This is a genomic window from Dendronalium sp. ChiSLP03b (genome assembly GCF_034531165.2).
GTDB classification, from domain to species: domain Bacteria; phylum Cyanobacteriota; class Cyanobacteriia; order Cyanobacteriales; family Nostocaceae; genus Dendronalium; species Dendronalium minutum.
Genome location: NZ_JAVRBR020000016.1, coordinates 128,638 through 151,392, shown reverse-complemented (window position 1 = coordinate 151,392; position 22,755 = coordinate 128,638). Strand labels below are relative to the sequence as shown.

Annotated in this window: 20 protein-coding genes and 1 tRNA gene; 20 read left to right on the top strand and 1 reads right to left on the bottom strand. The window is 42.2% G+C overall.

From position 1 onward, the window contains the following. Positions 1-36 precede the first annotated feature (36 nt). The 13 genes from hpsC (at position 37) to RMY31_RS03835 (ending at position 14,183) form a co-directional block, all read left to right on the top strand. Positions 37-1,011 carry a hormogonium polysaccharide secretion pseudopilin HpsC gene (gene hpsC, locus RMY31_RS03895; protein ID WP_322656966.1) on the top strand — a complete coding sequence of 325 codons (975 nt, stop codon included), beginning with the start codon at positions 37-39 and terminating at the stop codon, positions 1,009-1,011. Positions 1,012-1,092: 81 nt separating this feature from the next. Then, a complete protein-coding gene (locus RMY31_RS03890) occupies positions 1,093-1,701 on the top strand; it encodes a Tfp pilus assembly protein FimT/FimU (RefSeq protein ID WP_322656965.1) in 609 nt (202 codons plus the stop codon). A 30-nt stretch (positions 1,702-1,731) separates the two neighbouring features. Next, entirely contained in the window at positions 1,732-2,691 is a 960-nt protein-coding gene (hpsE, locus tag RMY31_RS03885; protein WP_322656964.1) for a hormogonium polysaccharide biosynthesis glycosyltransferase HpsE, read from the top strand. Between the two features lie 78 nt (positions 2,692-2,769). Beyond that, positions 2,770-3,324, top strand: a complete 555-nt coding sequence (locus tag RMY31_RS03880) for a type II secretion system protein (RefSeq protein WP_322656963.1) — start codon at positions 2,770-2,772, stop codon at positions 3,322-3,324. A gap of 32 nt (positions 3,325-3,356) precedes the next feature. After that, complete coding sequence (locus tag RMY31_RS03875; RefSeq protein WP_322656962.1) at positions 3,357-4,028, top strand: TIGR04282 family arsenosugar biosynthesis glycosyltransferase; 672 nt, start codon at positions 3,357-3,359, stop codon at positions 4,026-4,028. A 278-nt stretch (positions 4,029-4,306) separates the two neighbouring features. After that, on the top strand, positions 4,307-5,146 hold the full coding sequence (locus tag RMY31_RS03870; protein ID WP_322656961.1) for an HpsJ family protein: 840 nt from the start codon (positions 4,307-4,309) through the stop codon (positions 5,144-5,146). Between the two features lie 351 nt (positions 5,147-5,497). Next, positions 5,498-6,406, top strand: coding sequence for a glycosyltransferase family 2 protein (locus RMY31_RS03865; protein WP_322656960.1), 909 nt, complete (start codon positions 5,498-5,500; stop codon positions 6,404-6,406). A gap of 498 nt (positions 6,407-6,904) precedes the next feature. Next, positions 6,905-7,678: a DUF502 domain-containing protein gene (locus tag RMY31_RS03860; protein WP_322656959.1), complete on the top strand. Its 774-nt coding sequence runs from the start codon at positions 6,905-6,907 to the stop codon at positions 7,676-7,678. A gap of 106 nt (positions 7,679-7,784) precedes the next feature. Then, positions 7,785-8,414, top strand: a complete 630-nt coding sequence (gene nusB, locus RMY31_RS03855) for a transcription antitermination factor NusB (protein WP_322656958.1) — start codon at positions 7,785-7,787, stop codon at positions 8,412-8,414. A 230-nt stretch (positions 8,415-8,644) separates the two neighbouring features. Then, entirely contained in the window at positions 8,645-10,438 is a 1,794-nt protein-coding gene (gene ftsY, locus RMY31_RS03850; RefSeq protein WP_322656957.1) for a signal recognition particle-docking protein FtsY, read from the top strand. Positions 10,439-11,711: 1,273 nt separating this feature from the next. Continuing rightward, positions 11,712-13,097 (top strand): PP2C family protein-serine/threonine phosphatase, encoded by a 1,386-nt coding sequence (locus RMY31_RS03845; protein ID WP_322656956.1) that lies wholly within the window; start codon positions 11,712-11,714, stop codon positions 13,095-13,097. A gap of 186 nt (positions 13,098-13,283) precedes the next feature. Next, positions 13,284-14,015 (top strand): RadC family protein, encoded by a 732-nt coding sequence (radC, locus tag RMY31_RS03840; RefSeq protein ID WP_322656955.1) that lies wholly within the window; start codon positions 13,284-13,286, stop codon positions 14,013-14,015. Positions 14,016-14,111: 96 nt separating this feature from the next. Beyond that, a tRNA-Val gene (locus RMY31_RS03835) sits at positions 14,112-14,183 on the top strand. Positions 14,184-14,208: 25 nt separating this feature from the next. Here the strand turns inward: RMY31_RS03835 and RMY31_RS03830 are convergent. Further along, on the bottom strand, positions 14,209-15,147 hold the full coding sequence (locus tag RMY31_RS03830; RefSeq protein WP_322656954.1) for a phosphoribulokinase: 939 nt from the start codon (positions 15,145-15,147) through the stop codon (positions 14,209-14,211). A gap of 401 nt (positions 15,148-15,548) precedes the next feature. Here RMY31_RS03830 and RMY31_RS03825 point away from each other — a divergent pair, with 401 nt between their 5' ends. From RMY31_RS03825 to proB, 7 genes are all read left to right on the top strand, one after another. Beyond that, complete coding sequence (locus RMY31_RS03825; protein ID WP_322656953.1) at positions 15,549-17,153, top strand: peptide ligase PGM1-related protein; 1,605 nt, start codon at positions 15,549-15,551, stop codon at positions 17,151-17,153. A 382-nt stretch (positions 17,154-17,535) separates the two neighbouring features. Next, positions 17,536-17,736, top strand: coding sequence for a hypothetical protein (locus tag RMY31_RS03820; RefSeq protein ID WP_322656952.1), 201 nt, complete (start codon positions 17,536-17,538; stop codon positions 17,734-17,736). A 204-nt stretch (positions 17,737-17,940) separates the two neighbouring features. Further along, positions 17,941-19,197 (top strand): GNAT family N-acetyltransferase, encoded by a 1,257-nt coding sequence (locus RMY31_RS03815; protein ID WP_322656951.1) that lies wholly within the window; start codon positions 17,941-17,943, stop codon positions 19,195-19,197. Between the two features lies 1 nt (position 19,198). Beyond that, positions 19,199-19,675: a Holliday junction resolvase RuvX gene (gene ruvX, locus RMY31_RS03810; protein ID WP_322656950.1), complete on the top strand. Its 477-nt coding sequence runs from the start codon at positions 19,199-19,201 to the stop codon at positions 19,673-19,675. Between the two features lie 140 nt (positions 19,676-19,815). Next, the gene (locus RMY31_RS03805) at positions 19,816-20,388 is read left to right on the top strand and encodes a DUF3727 domain-containing protein (protein WP_322656949.1); all 573 of its coding nucleotides are present in this window, start codon (positions 19,816-19,818) and stop codon (positions 20,386-20,388) included. A 99-nt stretch (positions 20,389-20,487) separates the two neighbouring features. Further along, positions 20,488-21,027: a YqeG family HAD IIIA-type phosphatase gene (locus RMY31_RS03800; RefSeq protein ID WP_322656948.1), complete on the top strand. Its 540-nt coding sequence runs from the start codon at positions 20,488-20,490 to the stop codon at positions 21,025-21,027. 224 nt (positions 21,028-21,251) lie between these two features. Continuing rightward, a complete protein-coding gene (gene proB, locus RMY31_RS03795; RefSeq protein ID WP_322656947.1) occupies positions 21,252-22,361 on the top strand; it encodes a glutamate 5-kinase in 1,110 nt (369 codons plus the stop codon). Positions 22,362-22,755 lie beyond the last annotated feature (394 nt).

Sequence of the window (22,755 nt, the reverse complement as noted above, 5' to 3'; positions counted from 1 at the left end):
TAGACAACCACAACTTTCAGGGGAAAACGTAGTTACATGAATCCTCTCAAATGGTTCTTAAATCAATATCTCAAACGTTGTCAGGTAAAACAAAAATCAGGTGGCTTTACGCTTATTGAGTTGCTAGTGGCGATAGTCCTAGCAGCACTTGTAATCACACCTTTGATGGGGTTCATGATTAATGTCATGGATAGCGATCGCAAAGAGCAAGCAAAAGCTACATCCGAGCAAGAAATCAAAGCAGCACTTGATTACATTTCACAAGACTTAGAACAGGCAATTTACATTTACGATGCTGCTGGAATTGAGAAAATTAAGAGTCAATTACCAACGTCTTCTACATCAGATCACTTTCCTGTTATCGTATTTTGGAAACGGCAGTTTCGTCCACAAGTTATTAGCGCTGGTAGTGGTTTTGATGATACTTTTGTGTATTCGTTAGTTGCTTATTATTTCATCAAAGGTGACGACCCTGACAATACTTGGTCGAAAGCAGCTCGTATTGGTAGATTTGAAATTCGTGAAGGGCAGGATGGTTTTCAAATATTTGATCCAAATAATCAATACACAACCCTGAAGGATAAGATGGAAAATTGGACAAAAAGTGCTATTGGTTATACTAATAACAGTCCAAAGATTTTGCCTCTAGTTGATTACATCGATCAAACTACTGTTAGTGAAAACTTAGCAGTAGCACCGCCCAGTTGCCCCGCAGATTCAGACCCTTCAACTCCAGATATGCAACAAGTGCCAAACTACGCTACTGGTGCAACTACTGCTGTTCCTGATGCCAACCTCAAAACAGGCAGTTTTTATGTCTGTGTCCTGTCTTCACCTACAACAACTTCAACACAAAAAGCAATCACCGTTTCAGAAGTTCATTTACGTGGCAACGCATATGCTCGTATTGAAAACGATGTGAATAAAATTAAATACTCTGATAATAAAAAGAATTATTTTCCTCAATACAGCGCACGTGTTAAAGGGCGTGGATTCTTGTACACCAAATAATTTTGAGTTTGTTAGCTGAATCAATTAAGGTAAGCGTGTTGTGTTAGCCCTGTTTTATAAAAAATGTTCAATAAATCTCTTATGAAAGAATTGGCTATAAAAGCAAACTTATCTTCCCGCCTTTGTAAACCAACTGCTGGATTTACCCTAGTCGAAGTTTTAGTAGTGGTAATTATGGTTGGAATTTTGGCAACTATTGCTGCTCCAAGTTGGCTTGGTTTTGTTAACAGACAACGGGTAAATAAGGCTAACGACGTTGTTTTAGCCGCGTTACAAGAAGCACAAAGAGAAGCTAAAAAGACAAAACTTAGCTACAGTGTCAGTTTTAAAAATGCCGATAACATTGCTCAAATTGCAGTTCATCAAGGTACATCGCCAAGCAACTGGCGTAATTTAGCTGAAGACTTAGGAGTTAAACCAGGACAATTAAAACTTTTAACAAATCTAACTAGTAACAATATAGCTGGCGCTTCTGTTAACACAAGCTCTAGCTATCTAAATACACCACAAACAATTACCTTTGATTACATGGGTACTTTGATAAATCCAAACTTTGGAACACCAACATCACCTTCAACGGAACCACCTGGTATAAAGGTCGTAGTAGCTTCTAATCATATCAAGCGTTGCGTTATTATAAAAACTCTTCTAGGCGCAATGCAGACTCAAAAAGATAATAAGTGCAGTTAAATGATTTGATAAGAATATAAATTTTGGAAAATGACTCAACGCCTTGATTTTACTGTAGCTATACCGACTTATAACGGTGCTAGTCGTTTGCGTGAACTACTACAACGATTGCAAAATCAAATTTGTACTGAAAACTTTTCTTGGGAGATTATTGTTGTAGATAACAATAGTAATGATGACACAGCAAAAATTGTACAAAACTATCAAGAAAATTGGCAATGTCCTTACCCTTTAAAATATTGTTTTGAACTACAACAAGGAGCAGCCTATGCCAGAAAACGAGCAGTTCAAGAAGCTAAAGGTCAATTAATTGGTTTTCTGGATGACGATAATTATCCAGATTTAAATTGGGTAGCATCAGCTTATGCTTTTGGTCAAAAATATCCGCAAGCTGGAGCTTACGCTAGCCAAATACATCCTCAATGGGAAGTAGAACCACCGGAAAATTTTCAGCGCATTGCTCCATTTTTAGCAATTACAGAGCGAGGTGATTTGCCTTTGCTGTATGAACCATCCAAAAAATTATTACCTCCTTCTGCTGGGCTTGTTGTTCGCCGCCAAGCTTGGTTAGATAGCGTACCAAATCAGTCTATTTTGACTGGTAGAGTTACTGGCAATATGCTGACCAGTGAAGACTTAGAAATGTTGTCTTATCTCCAAAAATCTGGTTGGGAAATTTGGTATAATCCAGAAATGGAAATTTATCATCAAATACCAAAATCGCGGTTACAAAGAGAGTATTTAATTCAATTTTTTCGAGGTATTGGCTTAAGCCGCTATGTTACTCGAATGGTAAATATAAAGTCTTGGATTAAACCGTTCGCTCTATTAGCTTATATGATTAATGATGTAATAAAAATCTTATTACATTTACTAAAATATAGATTTCAGGTAAAAACGGAGTTGGTTGCAGCTTGTGAAATGCAATTATTTTTAAGTAGTTTGATTAGCCCTTTTTATCTTTGGAAAAATGGCTATTTAAACAAATAAAATTACTGCTAATACAAAGCTCTTACTATTTCGTTGAATAATTAAGTCGGGTGCATAATGCTGTAGGAAAGTACTTTAGTGCGTTTTCTGCTTTTATTTAATACTAAAAAAATCTCGAAGCATGACTCTAGCAGTGGCTTTACACTGGTAGAGATGTTAGTTGTTGTTATATTAATTGGAGTATTAGCTGGACTGGCATTGCCTAACTGGCTAGCTTTTGTGGACACTCGTCGTCTTATTAGTGCTCAAGAAGAAGTTCATCGTGCTATACGACAAGCTAAAAGTCAAGCTACTAAAGAAAAATTAACTTGGCAATTTAGCTTTCGCGAACAAAATGGTATCCTTCAATGGGCGGTTCATCCTGCTACAGTTAACCTATCGGTTGCTAAATGGAATAATTTAGATTCCCATGTGCGCCTCGATGCTGAGACAACCTTGGAAATGTCAAGTGGCATAGGCAAAATTCAATTTGATTACATGGGTAACACTAATGTACTAAGACGAATTACGCTATTTAGTAAGTATGGTGGTAAAGCTAAACGTTGTATTTTCGTTTCCACACTGATAGGGGCAACGCGAACGGCAAAAGAGCATAACAGAGCTAATAGTAGAGATGGCAAGTATTGCTATTAAGATGTTTTTAGTTAAGTTCAACAAGGTATTGTGTGCTGAAATCATCAGAAATTCCAAAACAGCACCTGATTATTTTCACTCGCTATCCAGAACCAGGAAAGACAAAAACTCGATTGATACCTACTTTGGGTACTCTTGGTGCTGCCAATTTGCAACGGCAGATGACTGAATATACGGTATCTCAAGTTAAAGAATTGCAAAAAGCAACTGAAGTATCTTTGGAAGTGCGGTTTACTGGTGGCAATTTACAACTAATGCAAGATTGGCTGGGGCTGAGTTTAGTTTACCAGTCTCAAAGTGAGGGAGATTTAGGTTGGCGAATGAGGCGATCGCTTTTCGATGCCTTTCAATCAGGTATGGAACAAGTAGTTATTATCGGCACAGATTGTCCTAGCGTAAATTCCCAGATTCTTACCAAAGCTTTTGAGCAACTGCATAGTTTTGACCTCGTACTTGGCCCAGCGATTGACGGTGGTTATTACTTGATCGGTTTGCGTCGCCTCATCCCAGAATTATTCGCTAACATCGACTGGGGAACTTCTCAAGTATTGCAACAGACTGTGGATATTGCTGTAAAACTGAATGTATCACATACATACTTATCTCCTTTAGCTGATATTGATCTTCCAGAGGATCTGCCGATTTGGGAACAAATTGTCAACAGAGAAATCGGGGTATGGGTTAATGGAGAAGCAAAAATATGAGAAAGACAAATTCAAAATGTCTATTTTTTCTTTTCTTTCATCCCTTAACTCCAGCCTACTCTCGTATCTTCAAACACCAAGAATTTTCTGAAGACACTCAAGATGACAGATGCTACTGTGGTGTAGTTCCAAACTAAGAGGCAGGAAGTTTATACCAGTACTACATCTGCCTTTTGTTGCCAAATAACAAATAGGTCGATGGAATAGGCAGGGTCATGGGAACAATATTCCAGTAACTTTAAATAGGACAATCACTCTGATTTATCGCTTTAAAAACTATGACTAACCGTTTTGCCTCTGTGAACGCCGCCCTCACACTAAAAGTAGTGGGGATAATCTTAATTTTGTCCTTTTTTCTTGACTTTGTGATTCTGTTGTTACCATTCCAACCAACCGATCGCACATGGCAAATTAACCTAGCAACAGCACTAGTTGACAGGGGAATTGTGCCTTTGGTGGGTTTGGGCATGTTATTTGTCGGCTATTGGATTGATGATGCTAGTAACGGCGATCGCCCACCATCTGTAGACTTAAGATTTCCAGCGCTGATAATATCTAGCATCTTAGGGTTACTCTTCTTGCTGATTTTTCCTTTGCATCTCAATAATGTGCGTCAAGCTAGCACTCAAACCGTAAATCAAATTAACCAAGATGCAGATCAGGCAGAAAACCAGTTGAAAAGCCAGCTAGCGCAATTTCAAGCCCAATTGAACAACGAACAGGGAAAAGCTCAGCTAGAACAGCTGCGAAATCAAGCTAGAGCTCAATTTACCGAACTACTCAAAGACGATCAGAAATATAAACAAGCAATTGAGAACCCTCAACTTCCCGCAGCTCAGAAAGAATTGCTCAAGAAGTTTAAAGCCAATCCCCAAGAACTTGACAAATTTATCGCCCAGCAAACAGATCCCCAAGGATTAGCAAACCAAAGATTGAGTCAAATTCGCGAACGTAAAGAAGCAGCAGAAAAACAAGCTAAAGATAATGCTTGGAAATCTGGTCTGCGAATTGGTATTAGCAGTTTATTGTTGTCCATCGGTTACATTATCATCGGCTGGACAGGATTACGAAGCATGGGTACTTTACAAGGTAGTGGACGTAAAGCCGCCGCACGTTAATTCTAAAGGGGGCAGGGGGAGAGCAGAGAACGCAAAGAGAAGTTGCGTGCAAAGAGAAGTGCGGTCTTGGGGAGACACTGCGTTGCCGGAGTAACCCCGGTTGTAGACGCGCTTTGCGCGGTGAACCAGCGTGGTCTTGGGGTTTCCCCCATGAGCGACTGGTGAACCCGAAGGGCTTCCCGCAGGGTAGCAAGTGTCGTCTTTGCCCAAGTGAAGCAACTTTGGGGGGGTTCCCCCCGTTGAGCAAACTTCTCCTATGGTCGACGCTACGCGAACGGAGGACGCAAAGATGAAGAGAATAATTCCTGACTCCTAACTCCCAAATATCAACTATTAACTAAAACTTAAAAAATGTTTTCAATTTACATACTGACATATAACGAAGAACTAGATATTGCTGCTTGTATTGAGTCGGCAATGCTATCAGATGACATTATTGTTGTAGATTCATGCAGTAGCGATCGCACTGTGGAAATTGCCAGTCGTTATCCTGTTCGCGTCTTTCAACATGCTTTTGAAAGCCACGGTCGCCAACGCACCTGGATGCTAGAGTCCATCCCTCCAAAACACGAGTGGGTCTACATTCTCGAAGCTGACGAGCGCATGACACCACAACTGTTTGCTGAATGCGAACAGGCAAGTCAGAATCCAGACTACATTGCTTACTACGTCGCCGAACGTGTCATGTTCATGAATCATTGGATTCGCTACAGCACTCAATATCCCCGTTACCAATTGCGTCTCTTCCGCCATGGTAAAGTTTGGTTCACAGACTACGGTCACACTGAACGGGAAGTTTGTGACGGTGCTACTGGCTTTTTAAAAGAAACCTATCCTCATTACACTTGCAGCAAGGGCCTAAGCCGCTGGATTGAAAAGCATAACCGTTATTCCACAGATGAAGCTAGAGAAACATTGTATCAGTTGCAAAGAGGTACGGTTAACTGGCGAGATTTGTTTGTAGGCAAATCTGAAGTTGAAAGACGGCGTGCCCTCAAGGATTTATCTTTGCGTTTACCCGCTAGACCTTTGCTACGCTTTTTATACATGTATTTCTTTTTAGGTGGCTGCCTAGATGGACAGGCTGGAATGGCTTGGTGTACATTACAAGCGTTCTACGAATATCTAATCTTGCTCAAAGTTTGGGAAATGCAGCATATGCCTACCCCTAGTTTAGAAGCAATAAAAGCTAAGAGTGAAGAAAGCGAACCAGAAGCACATAATCTGGCTTCAGAAACCACAAAGGTTGATGCGGTGTGACTCAACTTGAGTTTTTGTTTGGGCAGGATTGTCTTTAAAAATTTTAGTCAAACATTTTTGCTTAAGTTCTTGGGCTACTTCGTTGAGCCTGAAGTATTCTTAGCGGTTACGATCGGTTAATATTTTTAACATTACTTTTTCACAAAAACATTTCTACCTCATCACAAGATAATAACTCAACAAAACCATTGCTTTAGTTATATTGTGTGCTTTGAGAAGCATAAGCAACTTTTGATAGAGCGCGATACGATTAGAAATATCTCACAGATTAGTAACAATCGTTTACAAGTCGCACAAAGAAAAGTAACATCCTCAAAGATAAACCAGCCGTTATCCTGGTTGGGAATCTCCATAACCACTTTTGTAGGAAAATAGCTGTTTTTCAAGCAACCAGTGCGTGTTTTCATGGCAGTATCCCAGCTGCTTGCAGATTAAGGCAGTAGCTTGTGGTTCTAAATGCTACATGTAATGGCTTCATAATGTGACAAATCTGCTGGTATGAATACCAATCATAAACGTTCCGCTAGCCTAGAAAAGGAGAATAAGGGCTTGGGAATCGATCGCCTTAAACAGGATTTAAAAAATGACCTGATAGCTGGTTTGTTAGTCGTGATTCCGCTAGCAACCACTATCTGGCTAACAATCACTATTGCTAGTTGGGTGGTTAACTTTCTCACCCAAATTCCCAAACAACTGAATCCCTTTGATGGGCTGCACCCTATACTAGTAAATATACTGAATTTGGCAGTAGGACTAGCTGTACCGCTATTGAGCATTCTCTTGATTGGGTTGATGGCTCGGAATATCGGTGGGCGGTGGTTGCTAGATTTCGGTGAACGGTTATTACAGGCGATTCCCTTAGCTGGGCAGGTATACAAAACTCTAAAACAACTATTAGAAACTCTTCTCAAAGATTCCAATGGCAGATTTCGCCGTGTAATTTTAGTAGAGTATCCTAGGCGAGGAGTATGGGCGATCGCCTTCGTTACCGGTGCTATGGACACTGAGATTCAAGCCCATATGTCTCGTACCATGCTGAGTGTATTCATCCCCACTACCCCAAATCCCACCACAGGATGGTATGCAATAGTTTCAGAGGATGAGGTGGTAAACCTATCTATGTCGGTCGAAGATGCCTTTAAAGTAGTAGTCTCTGGTGGTATTGTCGCCCCAAATACGCCCTTGCCTGCCCTAATTATCTCTCAAGAACACAATTTGGAAGCACCAACTTTAGAAACAAAGCGGTCTGTTCTCCCTGTAGAAGAAATTTAAAATCAATCCGCCAAAGTCACAAGCAATATAGATAATATGGTGGTTTGACTCTGCCAGAATTGATTAACTCCTAACTCGTTCATTAGTGCTTAAACACTCAACTTTTATGCAAGACCGAAAACCCCAACAAATTGCTCGCGAACTGGCGCTTTTAAGTCTCAGCCAGTTGCCAGTAAATCCTAAGAAATTGACAGAAGAGCATTTGCCAAAGTTAGTGCTAGCAACTGTACGTACTCTTAGAGCAGAAGTCCAAGATACCCTAGATAATGCGGCTGCTGAACTGCAACGAAGTAACGATCGCATCTTAACTAGCCAAACTCGAGCCTCAGATATAAGTACTGCTAGAAATATGCTCCAAGAGGCGATTGAATACACCCAAACGGCAATCAATCAGCTAGGCGCAGCACTTGAGTTTCCAGAATTGATTCAGTTGGCAAATCAAGATAAGGAAGTTGGCAAATATGCTATCCAAATTGTCAAAGTAGTTAACGAAGAGCGAACTACTATCGATGAACGAATCGCCTCTGCCTTAGTAGATTGGCAAGTAAATCGCCTTGCCCAAATCGACCGAGATATTCTGCGAATTGCTGTGGGAGAAATGCTGTTTTTAGGACTTCCAGACAGCGTGGCCATTAACGAAGCTGTAGTGTTAGCCAAACGCTACAGTGGAGATGAAGGCCATCGTTTTATTAATGGTGTTCTGCGCCGAGTCACAGAACAAAAAAAGACCGCTTAAGTAGAGGCAAGGGAGCAGAGGAACAGGGAAGGGAGATGAGGGGAATTCTTAATAACTCCTAACTCTTGTACAGACGCGATTAATCGCGTCTCCACTCAGCACTACTGACACCTGACAGATGAAAGGTGAGGATAACCCGGAGGGTTTCACCCCAGGAAAGAGTACAGAGTTAAATTAAACTCATAACTTATAACTCATAACTTACATAACAACTAATAACCCAAGCTGCAATGGTTTTTAATTGGTTCCGTCGTCAATACAACGATTCCTCTGATACCCCCTCTGAAAACAAACAGCGGGAAACTCCTCCAGCAAAAGAACCCCAACCAGAACCAGCCGAAACGTCAACCCCAACGGCAGAAACTGCACAAGACTCAACGGCAGACTTGTTGGCATTTGCTAAAGCTGCTTACAAAAATATCCAGCAAAAACAACAATCCCAAGAAGCAGAAACTCCATCTGATTCAGCAGTTGCACAAGCACCACCAGAAACAACCGAAACTGTAGAAACAGCAACCACTGAAATAGAAGCTGTACAAACTTCGCAAGCAGTTGATACTGTACCTGGAGTAGATGAAACGGCACAATCTTTAGAGACAGACATAACTGTTGCTCAAACAACTGCTGAGGAACAGCCAACAGAAGAAATCGAAACACCACAGGCAGAGGCAGCAAATGAAACTGTTGCCCCAACAACTACTGAGGAACTGTCTGCATCTGTAACCGAAGTTTCCTCAGTGCCAAAAGTTACCAAGGAGCCTGCAACTCCCAACCCAGAAGTGACAGTAGGTGAAGCAAAATCAGCATCTAGTGAATCTTACACATCAGAAGTATCACAGCCAACAACACCAGCAACTTTATCTTTTTTAGAAAGGGCAGCAGCAGAACGGCAAGCCAAGCAAGAACGACTGATAGCTAGTGCCATTGAAATACCACAACCAGAAATAGTGCAGCCATCAGCCGCTATTGCTGCATCGACCACTACACCAGAAACAGCAGAGGAATTTCCTGGACTGGCTTTTGATGAAGGGTTTGTGTGGTCAGCGGAAGTATTAGCAGCCCAAGGTAGGCGGCCAGAAGACGTTTCTCTTGAAGAAATTACTTGGCTGAAAAAGCTACGGCAAGGTTTAGATAAAACCCGTCGTGGCATCTTAAATCAATTGAAGGCAATTGTTGGGCAAGGGCCACTAAACCAAGCAGCAGTAACTGAAATTGAGTCTTTGCTCCTGCAAGCTGATGTGGGCGTAGAAGCGACAGATTACATTATCAATGCGCTTCAGAAAAAATTGCGAGAAGAAGTAACTCCACCAGAGGAAGCGATCGCTTACCTCAAAGAAATCTTACGTGGTATGTTGGATGAACCGCTGCAAAAATCCTACAAACCTAGCTTTGCCCCAGAAAAAGAAACTTTAAATATTTGGTTAATTACTGGAGTTAATGGTGCCGGTAAAACCACTACCATCGGCAAAATCTCTCACTTAGCACAAAAATCAGGTTATAAATGCTTGATTGGTGCAGCAGATACCTTCCGCGCTGCCGCCGTAGAACAGGTGAAGGTTTGGGGGACTAGAAGCGGTGTCGAAGTAATTGCCAATCCTGGTAAGAATACAGATCCAGCAGCAGTGGTCTTTGATGCGATCGCCGCCGCTCAAGCCAGGGAGACTGAACTACTTTTAGTCGATACTGCTGGACGTTTGCAAAATAAGAAAAACTTGATGGACGAACTCACTAAAATTCGTCGAATTATTGACAAAAAAGCTCCTAATGCCAAAATAGAATCTCTATTGGTTTTAGATGCCACTTTAGGTCAAAATGGATTGCGCCAAGCTGAAGTTTTCTCCCAAGCAGCCCAACTTAGTGGCGTAGTGTTAACTAAACTGGATGGCACTGCCAAGGGAGGCGTTGCTCTTGCCGTGGTGCAGCAACTAGGTTTACCCATTCGCTTTATTGGTGCTGGTGAAGGAATCGAAGACCTGCGTCCCTTTTCTAGCTACGAGTTTGTTGAAGCTTTATTAAGTAGCTAATGCCAGGAGGCAGGGGGGTACAAGAGCAGGGAAACAGAGGAGTAGGGAAGCGGGGAAGTAGGGGGTCATAGGGGCAGAAGGTTAGATAAAGCTACTGACTTCTGGCTTCTAACTCCACACTCAGCAACGCCAGTTTCTACAACAGAAGGAACTTCCCTTCGGGTGATGCTCGTGACGCTCAAGGACTCACGTTTCGCTGCGTTAAAGCTCTTAGCGTCTCACGCCTCTTGCTCTAGGGAAACCCCTAAGACAGGACTGCCGACGCTCCTACCGTCGCTAGTGCTACGCACTGGTTCTTCAGCACTAAGTATTCTCTACTTCCTGTCATAACCTTAGTTTGTAAACCTGAAAATTGCCGTAAGTAGAATATTGGTAAAAATCTAAAACTGTTAGTTTGCTACAAGGTATGGGTAAACTTTACTAAAATTTCACTCTAATGCTGTTTTTCTTACACCCAAACGTGGTTACCATATGCAACACAAATATTGGGTTGATCAAAGAAAAATCCCAGCGCAAGTTCGGAAAACTTTCCATTCTGTGAGAAGCTTTCATTTAAGGGTCTTTACCAGTGTTTCCGAAATGCTTGATTAATGTAAGTAAGCTAAAACAACACTACTGAGTTAACTTTCAGTATGTACTTGCAAGATAAATTACAAATATTCTCTGTTAGCAAATTATATGTTTAAAAGGTAATCTTCGACTAAAACATTTAGTAGAACTTTTAAGTTAAAGTTTTTGGATATGAGGTATGGTTTTTCTTAATGGTGTGTTACTAGCTTTCTAGTTGTTTTTTGAGTAAGCTAAAGTGCATCTTAAATTTGTGTATTTTCAGCTTTGAGTATGAGTGATAGCTTTTTTGTTTCCCACTGTTACACTCTTTTAATCCTCCTAGCCTCTCGACTGAGAAGGATATCAGCTCTATCAGGGACTCTAAAAACGTCATAAAATTATTTTGTGTTGAAAGGATTTATTTATGCCTGAGGATGTATGATTTGCTGATTAAGTTATGAAAAAATGAATCACTTTCTAGGGTATGACAGGAATTGCAGACTTTTGCCAAGCAATTTTCGACGACAAATACACTGCTAAAAGCCAATATATCTAAATAGAAATGCAATAAGCAAATGTAATATTTATACAAAGTTACGTCTTACGTCTTTATACTCTTGCTAAAGTGACAAAGCTTGTCCCAATATGGTTTAGCAATCCTAAAACCAAAGAAGTAATAAGTAATCTAAAATCTACTGCTCTCAAGTGTAATAGTATCGGTACTGTGTCTCAACTGCCCTCTCAACCCACTGATAGTAATAGTAGTGCCGCGACGGATGTCACACCAGTCGTAGCACTAAAAGAACTTGTGTCCAGGCTACACCGAGAACAGAACAAAATTCAAGATTTGCTGAGTTCTTTGGGATTTGCCCTCAGAAGCTTTAATAATTTAAATCAGTTTTTAGAGCTGATTCCGCTGATGGCAACAAGAGTCACAGACGCGGATGGTAGCGCTCTGTTTCTCTATAAACCAAATGGACAAGTCAGGTTAGAGCAATTACACTGGCAGGATAGTCGTCAGCGCAAAAATATCCGCAAAGCATTAGAAACGGCTAGCAGTCAAATCACCTTTTTACCCAATACAGCTCCTTTAGCAACCGCCACTGGGATGTTGGACGATCAGATGCATCGCTACTTGGGGCCAGATGTACAAATTTTTGGCACGGCGATTCTGGTAAAACATACAGAAAGGGGGTGGCTTTATGTCTTGAGCCGCGATCCGGAATATAGTTGGACAGATACTAGGCAAAAATTAGTCCGGTTAGTAGCAGATCAAACAGCAGTAGCGATTGAAAACGATGAATTGGCTGTAGAACTCAGGAAAAAGGAACGCCTAGACCAAGAGCTAGAAATTGGAGCAGAAATTCAACGACGGCTGCTACCACGTCAATGCCCTAATATTCCTGGCGCAGTTCTAGCTGCACGCTGTAAACCTGCTAATCGTGTTGGCGGAGACTACTACGACTTTATTCCTACCAATCACAATCAAATTCAATTACATAGCAAAGTTAGTCAAGAAGTTGGTCGCTGGGGTTTGGTAATTGGGGATGTCATGGGTAAAGGTGTCCCCGCAGGGCTCATTATGACGATGATGCGGGGAATGCTCAAGGGAGAAGTATTACATGGCAATTCCCCAGCTGGAATTCTGCAAAACTTGAATAGAGTCATGTATGCGGATTTGGAAAATTCACACCGCTTTGTGACGTTGTTTTACTCAGAATACAACCCCAAGACGCGGATTTTATCTTACAGTAATGCAGCACATAATCCTCCCTTGTGGTGGCACGCAGCAACAAAAACTGTCACCCGATTGGATACATTAGGAATGTTGATTGGCTTAGATGCTAATAGCCAATACGAAGATGCCCAGGCACAGTTAGAGCATGGAGATACAGTAATTTATTATACAGATGGATTAACTGATGCTGCTGCCGCAAGTGGCGATCGCTTCGATGAAGAAAACTTTGTTGCCGCCTTCAGCGTGGCTTGCAGCTACTACAGTGGACCACAGGAGATTGTAGATTACCTATTTGACCAAGTTCAGCAATTCGTCGGTTCTGAGCAGCAAAACACTGATGATATGACACTAGTTGTTTTGCAAATTTTATAGTCCAATACAGTTCAGTTAAGTATTTCTTGCGTCGCTATAATACCCAGCGATCGCACATTTGTAAAAATGTAGCTAAAGTGAAAATTTGCAGAAATTAAAAATTTCTCAAATAAAAATGATTATGACAGCAAACAAGGGATAACTAAAGATAGTTCCATATTTGGTGACTATTCTCGTAGTTGTTCTATGACCTATTGCCTCAGAATTGCCGACATACCTACAAATGAGCGTCCACGCGAACGATTAATGACCCACGGTCCAAAAATCTTGGCCACAGCTGAGTTAATTGCAATTCTCCTAGGCACTGGTCAAGGTCCGGGAAAACTTTCCGCTGTAGGCTTGGGACAATATATTTTGCAGGAGTTGAGCAAACATCAACGTGACCCATTGGCAGTTCTGCGAGAAGTTACCCCAGCCGAATTAATGCAAATTCCTGGTATTGGCCCAGCGAAAGCAACAACTATCCTAGCGGCGATTGAATTGGGCAAACGCACTTTCCAATCCCGTCCTTTAGACCGTACACCCATTGATAGCCCAGTTGCTGCTGCGGCTGCACTCAGTCAGGATTTGATGTGGCAAACACAAGAACGATTTGCTGTAGTACTTTTAGACGTTAAGAACCGCTTGCTGGGCACGCAAGTAATTACGATTGGCACAGCTACTGAAACTTTAGCGTCTCCTCGTGATATTTTTCGGGAAGTCATTCGTCAAGGAGCAACGCGAGTAATAGTTGCCCACAATCATCCTTCGGGTAATCTAGAACCCAGCCAAGAAGATATTGAATTGACGCGCCAACTGCTATCAGGGGCGCAGGTTTTGGGTATTCCACTCCTAGATCATCTGATTTTAGGTAATGGCAATCACCAAAGTTTACGTGAAGTTACAACCTTGTGGGACGAGTATCCTCAAGGGGATTAGGAGTGCTGAGTTGGGAGTTAGGAGTTATATCTCCCTTGCTCCTTTGCCCCTCTGCTCTTGTATTTCAATGCAAGATATGTTAATTTAAACGCTCATGGGCGATTAGCACAGGGGTAGCGCGTTCCCTTCACACGGGAGAGGCCACTGGTTCAAATCCAGTATCGCCCATTGTTTTATTGAGAATTTTGAATTATTACTGGTAGATTTGTGTTGCCTTGAGCATATGGTAGGTGACAATCAACTGGGTAAGAGCAAGAGGATAGCTTTGGATTGTTTCCCCTGTTGTGCCAGCAATTTTGCCAAGTTCGGGATTACTTTCGCGATCGCAGATATTTCTTAAGTAGGGCATATCAGAACACATAATATGCTCTAGCTTATTCACCTGTTCTAAGGAGGCATGACCATCAACTTCCAAAACATCTACGGGCTTATTCATATCTCGATCTAGTGCCAGGCGGATTGCCGAATCAGAATTATCGTTGGTCAAATTGATAATCGGAGTAAAATCTGGATGGGGAATTGTTGGACGCAATACTAGCCGCACATTCAAATGTCCATTGGTTTCATCGGATTCTTCAGTGGGAGGATAAAAACTCACCACTATATCCGACCATTGTCGCTGCGGACGGATAAACTGTTCTGAGTCTGGTTCGCGCTTTTCTAATTCCGCTAACACCTGTTCGGCAGTGTAGCCACGTTTTTGGGTATCTCGTTTAACTTTCCACTTAGCTCGTAGTGGTTCGGGCGGTGCAAGGTAAACTTTAACATCGTAAGCATCACGAGCAGCACGGGTAGAATAACCCAGTAATCCTTCAATAATTACAAATTTGTTGGGCTTGATGTACTGTGGTGGCTCAAATGTACCTGTTTTATGGCTGTAAACTGGCTTAAGAATTGGCTGTCCTGTCCGTAGCAACGATAGGTGCTGCTGCATAACATCTAAATAGTTGCAGTCAGGGTGGAGGGCAGTAATTCCGATTTCTGCTCGTTGCTGGCGATCGTAACGGTGGTAATCATCTGTACAGATGAGTGTGACATTTTCTGGGCCGAGTACCTGAGCAATTCCTCTAGTTAGTGTTGTTTTTCCAGCGGCGCTATCACCAACAATACCAAGAATTATTGGACGGCTCATAAACACTCCCCCCAGGTTTAGCAATTTTAGTAATAAATTTTGCAGATAATGTTTTTATTCTAGAAGGGAATTGCCCAAGTAACTCAAACAAAAAGTCTGTATGCAATATCTCTATACATAAAAATATCTATGTATGCCTTTATTACAGAATTACAAAACTTTTTACAGTTTTAAAGATAAACTGTCCTATGTTGCCAAGATCATCATATTTATAACTTTTTATCTTACTTTAGGTACATAGACAACACATTAATTAAAAAAATACCTACTATGGCAGAAGAGGATTGCTAACGTCCGCAGCCAAAGAAGTCTGTACATTAACCGCATCATAATTTAAATTTTCTTTTTTAGCACATACCAAAGTAGTAAATTAGTGTTGGGATCGTTACAGGGCAAGGATTATGGTGACAATAAATGTTTCCGAGTTAGAGCATGTTGATAAGTTTCGCCATCTTCAATTAACTTTACGCGCTCGTTGGAAAACCATCGAGCTATTCGACAATAGTGAGGCAGATATAGTTGTCATTCCCTCCCTGAGTATTGACCAGCGCGAACTCCAAAAAATTGAAGGCTGCGAACATTATGAAGAAAGATTACTTTTTTCCTTGATGCGCTTGCGGAATCCTCGCACTAGGTTGATTTATGTCACATCAACACCACTTCATCCCAGTATTATTGATTACTATTTACAACTTTTGCCTGGAATTCCATTTTCCCATGCCCGCAATCGCTTGCTGCTACTTTCGACTTACGATTCTTCCCTCAAGCCCCTCAGCGAAAAGATTTTAGAACGTCCTAGATTGACAGAACGGATTCGCCAAGCTTTGAGGTTAGAAAAATCATTTATGGTGTGCTACAACGCCACCTTTTTGGAAGCAGAATTGTCTTTACAATTAAATGTGCCATTGTATGCGGCGGCACCAGATTTGCAAATTTGGGGGACAAAAAGTGGTAGTCGGCAAATCTTTGCAGAAAGTAGAGTTCCTTATCCAGATGGCAGCACGAGGGTTTGGAATCAGCAAGATTTAGCAACAGCAGCTTGTGATTTGTGGGAACGCCAGCCGACATTACAACGGATGGTAGTAAAACTTAACGAAGGCATATCTGGAGAAGGGAATGCACTGTTAGATTTAAGACCGATTATGGATTTAGCACCAGGTCAAGGTTCTCCTGCCCAAAGATTAACAGCAATCAGCGATCGCTTTTCAAGTCTCCGCTTCCAAGCCAAACAAGAGACTTGGACGAATTTTGCCGGACGAATTCCAGAGTTAGGGGCAATTGTAGAAGCATTTGTGGAAGGGGAAATCAAGCGATCGCCCAGCGTGCAGGGACGCATCACACCCACAGGCGAAGTGGAAATACTCTCAACCCACGACCAAATTCTCGGAGGACCAGACGGGCAAATTTATCTAGGTTGCCGATTTCCTGCGGATGAAAGCTATCGGTTGCAATTGCAACAATTGGGATTACAAGTTGGCAGAAAACTGGCAGAAAAAGGGGCATTAGAGCGATTTGGAGTAGATTTTATTACTGTTGACAAAGGTAATAAAGAGTGGGACATTCAGGCGATCGAAATTAACCTGCGTAAGGGCGGCACTACTCATCCTTTCATGACCCTGAAATTATTAACTAACGGTCGCTATGACCTTTCTACGGGGTTATTTTACAGTCAGCAAGGGCGGCCTAAATATTATATTGCCACTGACAACCTGCAAAAAGACCGCTATCGGGGATTGTTACCCAACGATTTGATGGATATCATCGCTCACCACAGGCTACACTTTGACAGCGGGACAGAAACAGGCACGGTGTTTCACCTTATGGGTTGTCTGTCGCAGTTTGGTAAATTGGGATTAACCAGCATCGGTGATTCCCCACAACACGCAGAAGATATTTATAACAAAGTCGTCAAGGTACTGGATGAAGAAACTCGTAGCGATAATTATGATTTACCCTTATTTTCAGATTACACATTCCCCGTTGCCTGGGATGGATATAGCTACTGAGGTTTCGGGTAAAGTTTAGTCAAAGGGAATGGGAACAAGGTGAGACAGCGTTGCGAAGAAAAGTGCCTTGCGTGGGTTCCCCGCGTTGTGGCAACTTTGGAAAGGGAAACCCTCCGCAGGTTAGTCAGCGCGGTCTCAGGGAGCTACTGCATTGGGGAGATAGTATCGTGGTGTTAGCGAGTCCTTGAGCGTTACGAGCGTCAAGCGTTTCCCTACTTGAGGCGACTATGGTCGGCTTTGCCAACAGTCAGGCAATTAGCTCCTGAGCATTCCTAAACAACCATTAAACTTCGTTGCGAATTGAGAAGCTCAGCAAAACAACGTGATAAGTTTTAACGATGTGAAGAAACGTACAAGATTAGTAAAGGAGAACGCAGTGGCAATGGAATCAAATTTATTAACGGGCACAGTTGCACCAAATGAAGATTTCAGTGAATACGTTGCCCATCTACAGCTTCACATGACTCTACAAGCTCGCAATCTGGTTCCACCCCTAAAGCACACAATTGAAGATAGTCGAGAACAATTACTCCATCAGACCCAAGCCAACTTTGAGAAGCTAATTTCTCGGCAAGGGCTATAGGATATACAAATTTTAATTAAAATTAAAATAAAATAAAAGCAGATATTGTCGTGTCAACGCCAACGGCGTACTCATCAATTCTGCTTTTTCTGGTTTTTTAACGATTAAAGCTACGAAAATCACCCTTTTGGAGCAATAGCAAGGAGTGGAAAGCCGTTAAGATGATTGCAGCAGTTCCTCCCAAGAGCAGTTAGTTAGGGCTAAATGGCAGCTCGAATCAAAATGACCTCATTACTTCCTCGAAATCTCAGTGTTGTCATCCGTCCAGTCCAATACCGGGATCTGGATGGACTTGAGCGACTAACTCAAGAGTCATCACAAGCTCCCACTTCTGAAGAGAGGGATAGCTTCGACATACGCCAGATGCAAGGGCTGCGTCGCTGGTATGGGTTACTCAAATTTTTGAGTTGGTTCCCCAACCCATTACAGTATCGTTTCTGTGCCTATGTGGCAGAGCAAGGGCGTGTGCTTCTAGGAATGATTCAAGTGTCGCCGTTTAACCGTACACGCAGTACTTGGCGGGTTGACCAGGTAAAGCTCGATCGTGCTGCCGATAAGCAAGGAATTGGCTCGCAACTTTTACGCTATTGCTTTGAGTCGATTTTAGAAGCTCGGACTTGGTTATTAGAAGTAAATGTTAATGACAAAGAGGCACTGGCACTTTATCGACAAAATGGATTTCAGCGTCTGGCAGAAATGACATATTGGGAAATTGAACCTAAATTGTTGACTGAATTAGCGCAATCAGAGCCAGATTTACCCAATCTATTACCAGTAAGTAATGCTGATGCCCAGTTGCTATATCAACTAGATACAGCTTCAATGCCGCCTTTAGTGCGTCAGGTGTTTGATCGCAACACCCGCGACTTCAAAACCAGTTTGTTTGGTGCTTTAACTGATGCCGTCAAGCAATGGGTAACTAAAACAGAAGTGGTAAGTGGGTACGTGTTTGAACCCCAGCGTAAAGCAGCTATAGGTTACTTTCAGGTGCAACTTGACCGCAAAGGTGAAACTCCTCACGTGGCAACACTGACGGTTCACCCTGCTTATACTTGGTTGTATCCAGAGTTGCTCTCACAACTAGCTCGTATTGCTCAAGATTTTCCCCAGCAAGGGTTGCAATTGGCTTCGTCAGACTACCAAGCAGAAAGAGAAGAGTATTTAGAACGTATTGGGGCAAAACGCATAGAACATACGCTGATTATGTCTCGCTCAGTTTGGCACAAACTGCGAGAGTCGAAATTTGTCTCTCTAGAAGGAATTCAGTGGACTGAGGTACTACAAGGACTGCAACCAGCACGTAAACCGATACCGGGTGGGATGTCATGGGCACCACCAAGGCAGCTACCACCATCAGATAGAACTGTGCCAACCAAGCCGGAATCCGTTAGCTTTAGTAAAAACTGTAGTCAGGAAGTATCTTGCCAGTCTGATTCACCAGATGTAAAGCAGGAGAACTAATGTGACATCCCAAGAGCAACCAAAGCCGTTTATTTCAGCGTTGGGGTTAGATGTGGGGCGCAAGCGGGTTGGTGTGGCTGGGTGCGATCGCACTGGTTTGATTGCTACAGGTATTACCACAGTTGAACGCACCACTTTTGAAAGAGATGTCGAGCAAATAAGACAAATAGTTAACGAGCGTCAGGTGCAAGTCCTAGTAATCGGGTTGCCTTATTCGATGGATGGCTCTTTGGGATTTCAAGCCCGTCAAGTGCAAAAATTTGCCACGAGACTTGCTAAAGCTCTGAAACTGCCTGTGGAATATGTCGATGAACGATTAACTTCATTTCAAGCAGAGCAACTGTTAATAGCTGAAAACCGTTCTCCATCACGCAATAAAGGATTGATTGACCGTAAGGCAGCATCTTTAATTTTGCAACAATGGCTGGATACAAGACGAGCCAATTTCCAAAGGCCCGTAGTAGCTATAGAATATTGATACGTTTTAACGTGATATTCTGAAAGCTATTACCCAGTAGTTGTATTTCCGTCTGAAGCTATTTGCTTGGCATAATTTGTCATTAAACAGTAAAGCGATTTTCACATCTGCTGATATTTATAAAGTTTCACAAGTCGGTTATGTTTTCCTCTCCATTTCCTGAAGATAACGATCGCGCTCATGCAGGTACTATCACCTTGAGCGATGATACAGGGCGAACTCTCGAATGTTATATTGAGCATTCGCTTTCAGTTGACGATCAAGAATATGTTTTACTGCTTCCTGTAGATTCACCCATAGAAATTTTTGCTTGGCAAGGTGAAGAAGAGGAAGAAGAAGCAATTCTAGTGGACGATGATGCTGTCATTGAGCGGATTTTTGGCACTGCTCAAGCTGTCTTAGCTGAGCAAAACTTGATCGTCAAGAACACTGCCTATGCTCTCACGGTTGCAGGTGATTTACCATCTGTGGAAGAGTCAGAACTTTTTACCCTCGAAATCGAAGACGAAGAGGCAGATTTGGAGCCAGAGCAATTACAGCTACTTGCTAGCTTCTATTTTGAAGACCAGGAGTATGCCATTTATACTCCCCTCGATCCACTTCTGTTTTTTGCACGGATATCAAAAACAGGTCAACCAGTATTGCTGTCTCCAGAGGAGTTCCGCGAAGTCCAACCACTTTTAGAAGAACACCTTTTTAATGAAGTTGAATAAAATCAATAATTAAAAATTAAAATTTTTAATTATATTTAAATAGGCTTTGGGCAGCTGTCAAATAGCTGCTCAGTCAATGTTGCTTGTGCAGATAAGCTTATGACGTGGAACAAGTTCTTACAGCCTAACTTGATATTAGAGGGTTCAGTGTTGAACCTGACACCAAATATTATCCAACAATACGGGCTGAAGGGACTAGTGTTGGATGTAGATGAAACTTTAGTGCCGATGAGAGTAGGGATAGCTTCGCCAGAACTAAAACAATGGGTGGAGCAAATCCGTTCATTTGCAGATCTGTGTTTGGTGAGCAATAATCTCAGTGAAGCACGTATCGGTGGAATTGCCCGCTCTCTTAACCTGCCATATTACTTGGGTGCAGCCAAGCCTTCGCGACGCAAAATTAGAGCAGCACTCCAAGCGATGAATCTGCCAGTGCAGCAAGTAGCGATGGTAGGCGATCGCTTATTTACCGATGTCTTAGCAGGTAATCGCCTAGGGATGTTTACTATTTTGGTCGAACCAATCGTCCATCCGGATGTTGCCCTGCGTTCCCATCCCATAAGGAACTTTGAAGTTTGGATCTCAGAATTCTTGGGAGCGTCTATCACTCCTGAACAAAACAAAATTCACAAACATTGACAAATCGTCAGGAAAGTAAATCTAAAAAAATGATTAAGAAATCCTACTGACATGCAAAAATCGGGGATCATAAGTATTAATAACATGGGGTCAGCCGATAAAAGACCCTAGCTCATACAAAATAAATATAAACACGTAAAGCGTCAGCCTTCATTATAGAGGGACTGGCGCTTTACAATTTTTTAGATAGTTGTCCGTTGCTACTGACCACTAACTAATAACCAATGACCAAAACTATTGTCGTCAAAATCGGCACTTCTAGCCTTACTCAACCAGAAACTGGACAACTAGCACTTTCCACGATCGCTACCTTAGCAGAAACGCTGTGTTATTTGAGACAGCAAGGTCATCGAGTGATTTTGGTGTCTTCTGGTGCTGTGGGGGTGGGTTGTGCGCGCTTAGGCTTAACCGAACGTCCAAAAGCGATCGCTCTTAAACAGGCAGTAGCAGCAGTAGGGCAAGGACGATTAATGCGCGTGTATGACGATTTATTTACTACCTTGCAACAGCCAATTGCTCAGGTTTTACTGACTCGCAGCGATTTAGTTCAACGCAGCCGCTATCTCAACGTTTACAACACCTTTCGGGAACTGCTAGCACTGGGAGTAATCCCCGTAGTGAATGAGAATGATACGGTAGCGGTGGACGAACTGAAATTTGGCGACAATGACACCCTCTCAGCCTTGGTAGCCAGCCTAGTACAAGCAGATTGGCTATTTTTGCTCACAGATGTAGATAGGCTGTACTCAGCCGATCCCCGTTCTGTACCGGATGCCCAGCCGATCGCTTTGGTGAGTAGCATTAAAGAATTAGCGCAATTACAGGTACAAACAGGCTCTCAGGGTTCTCAATGGGGTACTGGCGGTATGGTGACAAAAATATCTGCTGCAAGAATTGCGATCGCTGCGGGAGTGCGGACTGTAATTACACAAGGGCGGTTTCCTCGCAATATTGACAAAATTTTACAAGGGGAACTACTTGGTACTCACTTTGAACCGCAACCTGAACCAACTTCTGCCCGGAAACGTTGGATAGCTTACGGTTTAGTGCCTGCTGGAAAGTTATATTTAGATCCAGGTGCGATCGCTGCGATCGCACAGGCTGGAAAATCATTATTGGCAGCTGGGATAAAAGCAGTAGAAGGAGAATTTGACACTCAAGACGCTGTGCAATTGTGTGACAGCAGTGGTAACGAAATTGCCAGAGGACTTGTGAACTATAGCAGCGAAGAATTGCAAAAAATTCGCGGCTGTCACTCCAGAGAAATTCCCACGATTTTAGGCTATGCCGGTGCAGAAACAGTCGTTCACCGAGATAATTTAGTTCTAACTTAGCATGGAGATAAGGTTAACGGGACTTAAACATTTTTAAGGCATAAACAAGCCTCAAATCCATGCAGGGCAAGGAAAATATACCAAAGTCTCAAAAATGCTTGAAACCAAGATATATTAAGAAACTAGGCTTAACGATGTCAAAGTCTTTGTGTATATAAATTTGAGGTTTTTTCTGATTACTTTTTGTCTAAGTCCCATTAACTTCATTGATGCTGCTTAATAAGATTAATGAGTAGACGAAACGGAAGGTTTTGCTACCATAGGAGGTTAGCTTTGAATTGTTCAACTCCTTTGCCTGAATAATGAAAAGTTTTTTAAAAATCATTATCTCAATAATTATTACTGTATATGTATTATGGTCAGCTTTTCAATACCATTGGTATAGTGGGAGTAT

Coding starts and splice junctions, on each gene's coding strand:
- hpsE (WP_322656964.1), top strand. CDS start 1,732: ATGACTCAACGCCTTGATTTTACTGTAGCTATACCGACTTATAACGGT.
- hpsC (WP_322656966.1), top strand. CDS start 37: ATGAATCCTCTCAAATGGTTCTTAAATCAATATCTCAAACGTTGTCAG.
- RMY31_RS03865 (WP_322656960.1), top strand. CDS start 5,498: ATGTTTTCAATTTACATACTGACATATAACGAAGAACTAGATATTGCT.
- ftsY (WP_322656957.1), top strand. CDS start 8,645: ATGGTTTTTAATTGGTTCCGTCGTCAATACAACGATTCCTCTGATACC.
- RMY31_RS03800 (WP_322656948.1), top strand. CDS start 20,488: ATGACGTGGAACAAGTTCTTACAGCCTAACTTGATATTAGAGGGTTCA.
- RMY31_RS03860 (WP_322656959.1), top strand. CDS start 6,905: ATGAATACCAATCATAAACGTTCCGCTAGCCTAGAAAAGGAGAATAAG.
- proB (WP_322656947.1), top strand. CDS start 21,252: ATGACCAAAACTATTGTCGTCAAAATCGGCACTTCTAGCCTTACTCAA.
- radC (WP_322656955.1), top strand. CDS start 13,284: ATGACCTATTGCCTCAGAATTGCCGACATACCTACAAATGAGCGTCCA.
- nusB (WP_322656958.1), top strand. CDS start 7,785: ATGCAAGACCGAAAACCCCAACAAATTGCTCGCGAACTGGCGCTTTTA.
- RMY31_RS03815 (WP_322656951.1), top strand. CDS start 17,941: ATGGCAGCTCGAATCAAAATGACCTCATTACTTCCTCGAAATCTCAGT.
- RMY31_RS03805 (WP_322656949.1), top strand. CDS start 19,816: ATGTTTTCCTCTCCATTTCCTGAAGATAACGATCGCGCTCATGCAGGT.
- RMY31_RS03830 (WP_322656954.1), bottom strand. CDS start 15,147: ATGAGCCGTCCAATAATTCTTGGTATTGTTGGTGATAGCGCCGCTGGA.
- RMY31_RS03890 (WP_322656965.1), top strand. CDS start 1,093: ATGAAAGAATTGGCTATAAAAGCAAACTTATCTTCCCGCCTTTGTAAA.
- RMY31_RS03825 (WP_322656953.1), top strand. CDS start 15,549: ATGGTGACAATAAATGTTTCCGAGTTAGAGCATGTTGATAAGTTTCGC.
- RMY31_RS03820 (WP_322656952.1), top strand. CDS start 17,536: ATGGAATCAAATTTATTAACGGGCACAGTTGCACCAAATGAAGATTTC.
- RMY31_RS03870 (WP_322656961.1), top strand. CDS start 4,307: ATGACTAACCGTTTTGCCTCTGTGAACGCCGCCCTCACACTAAAAGTA.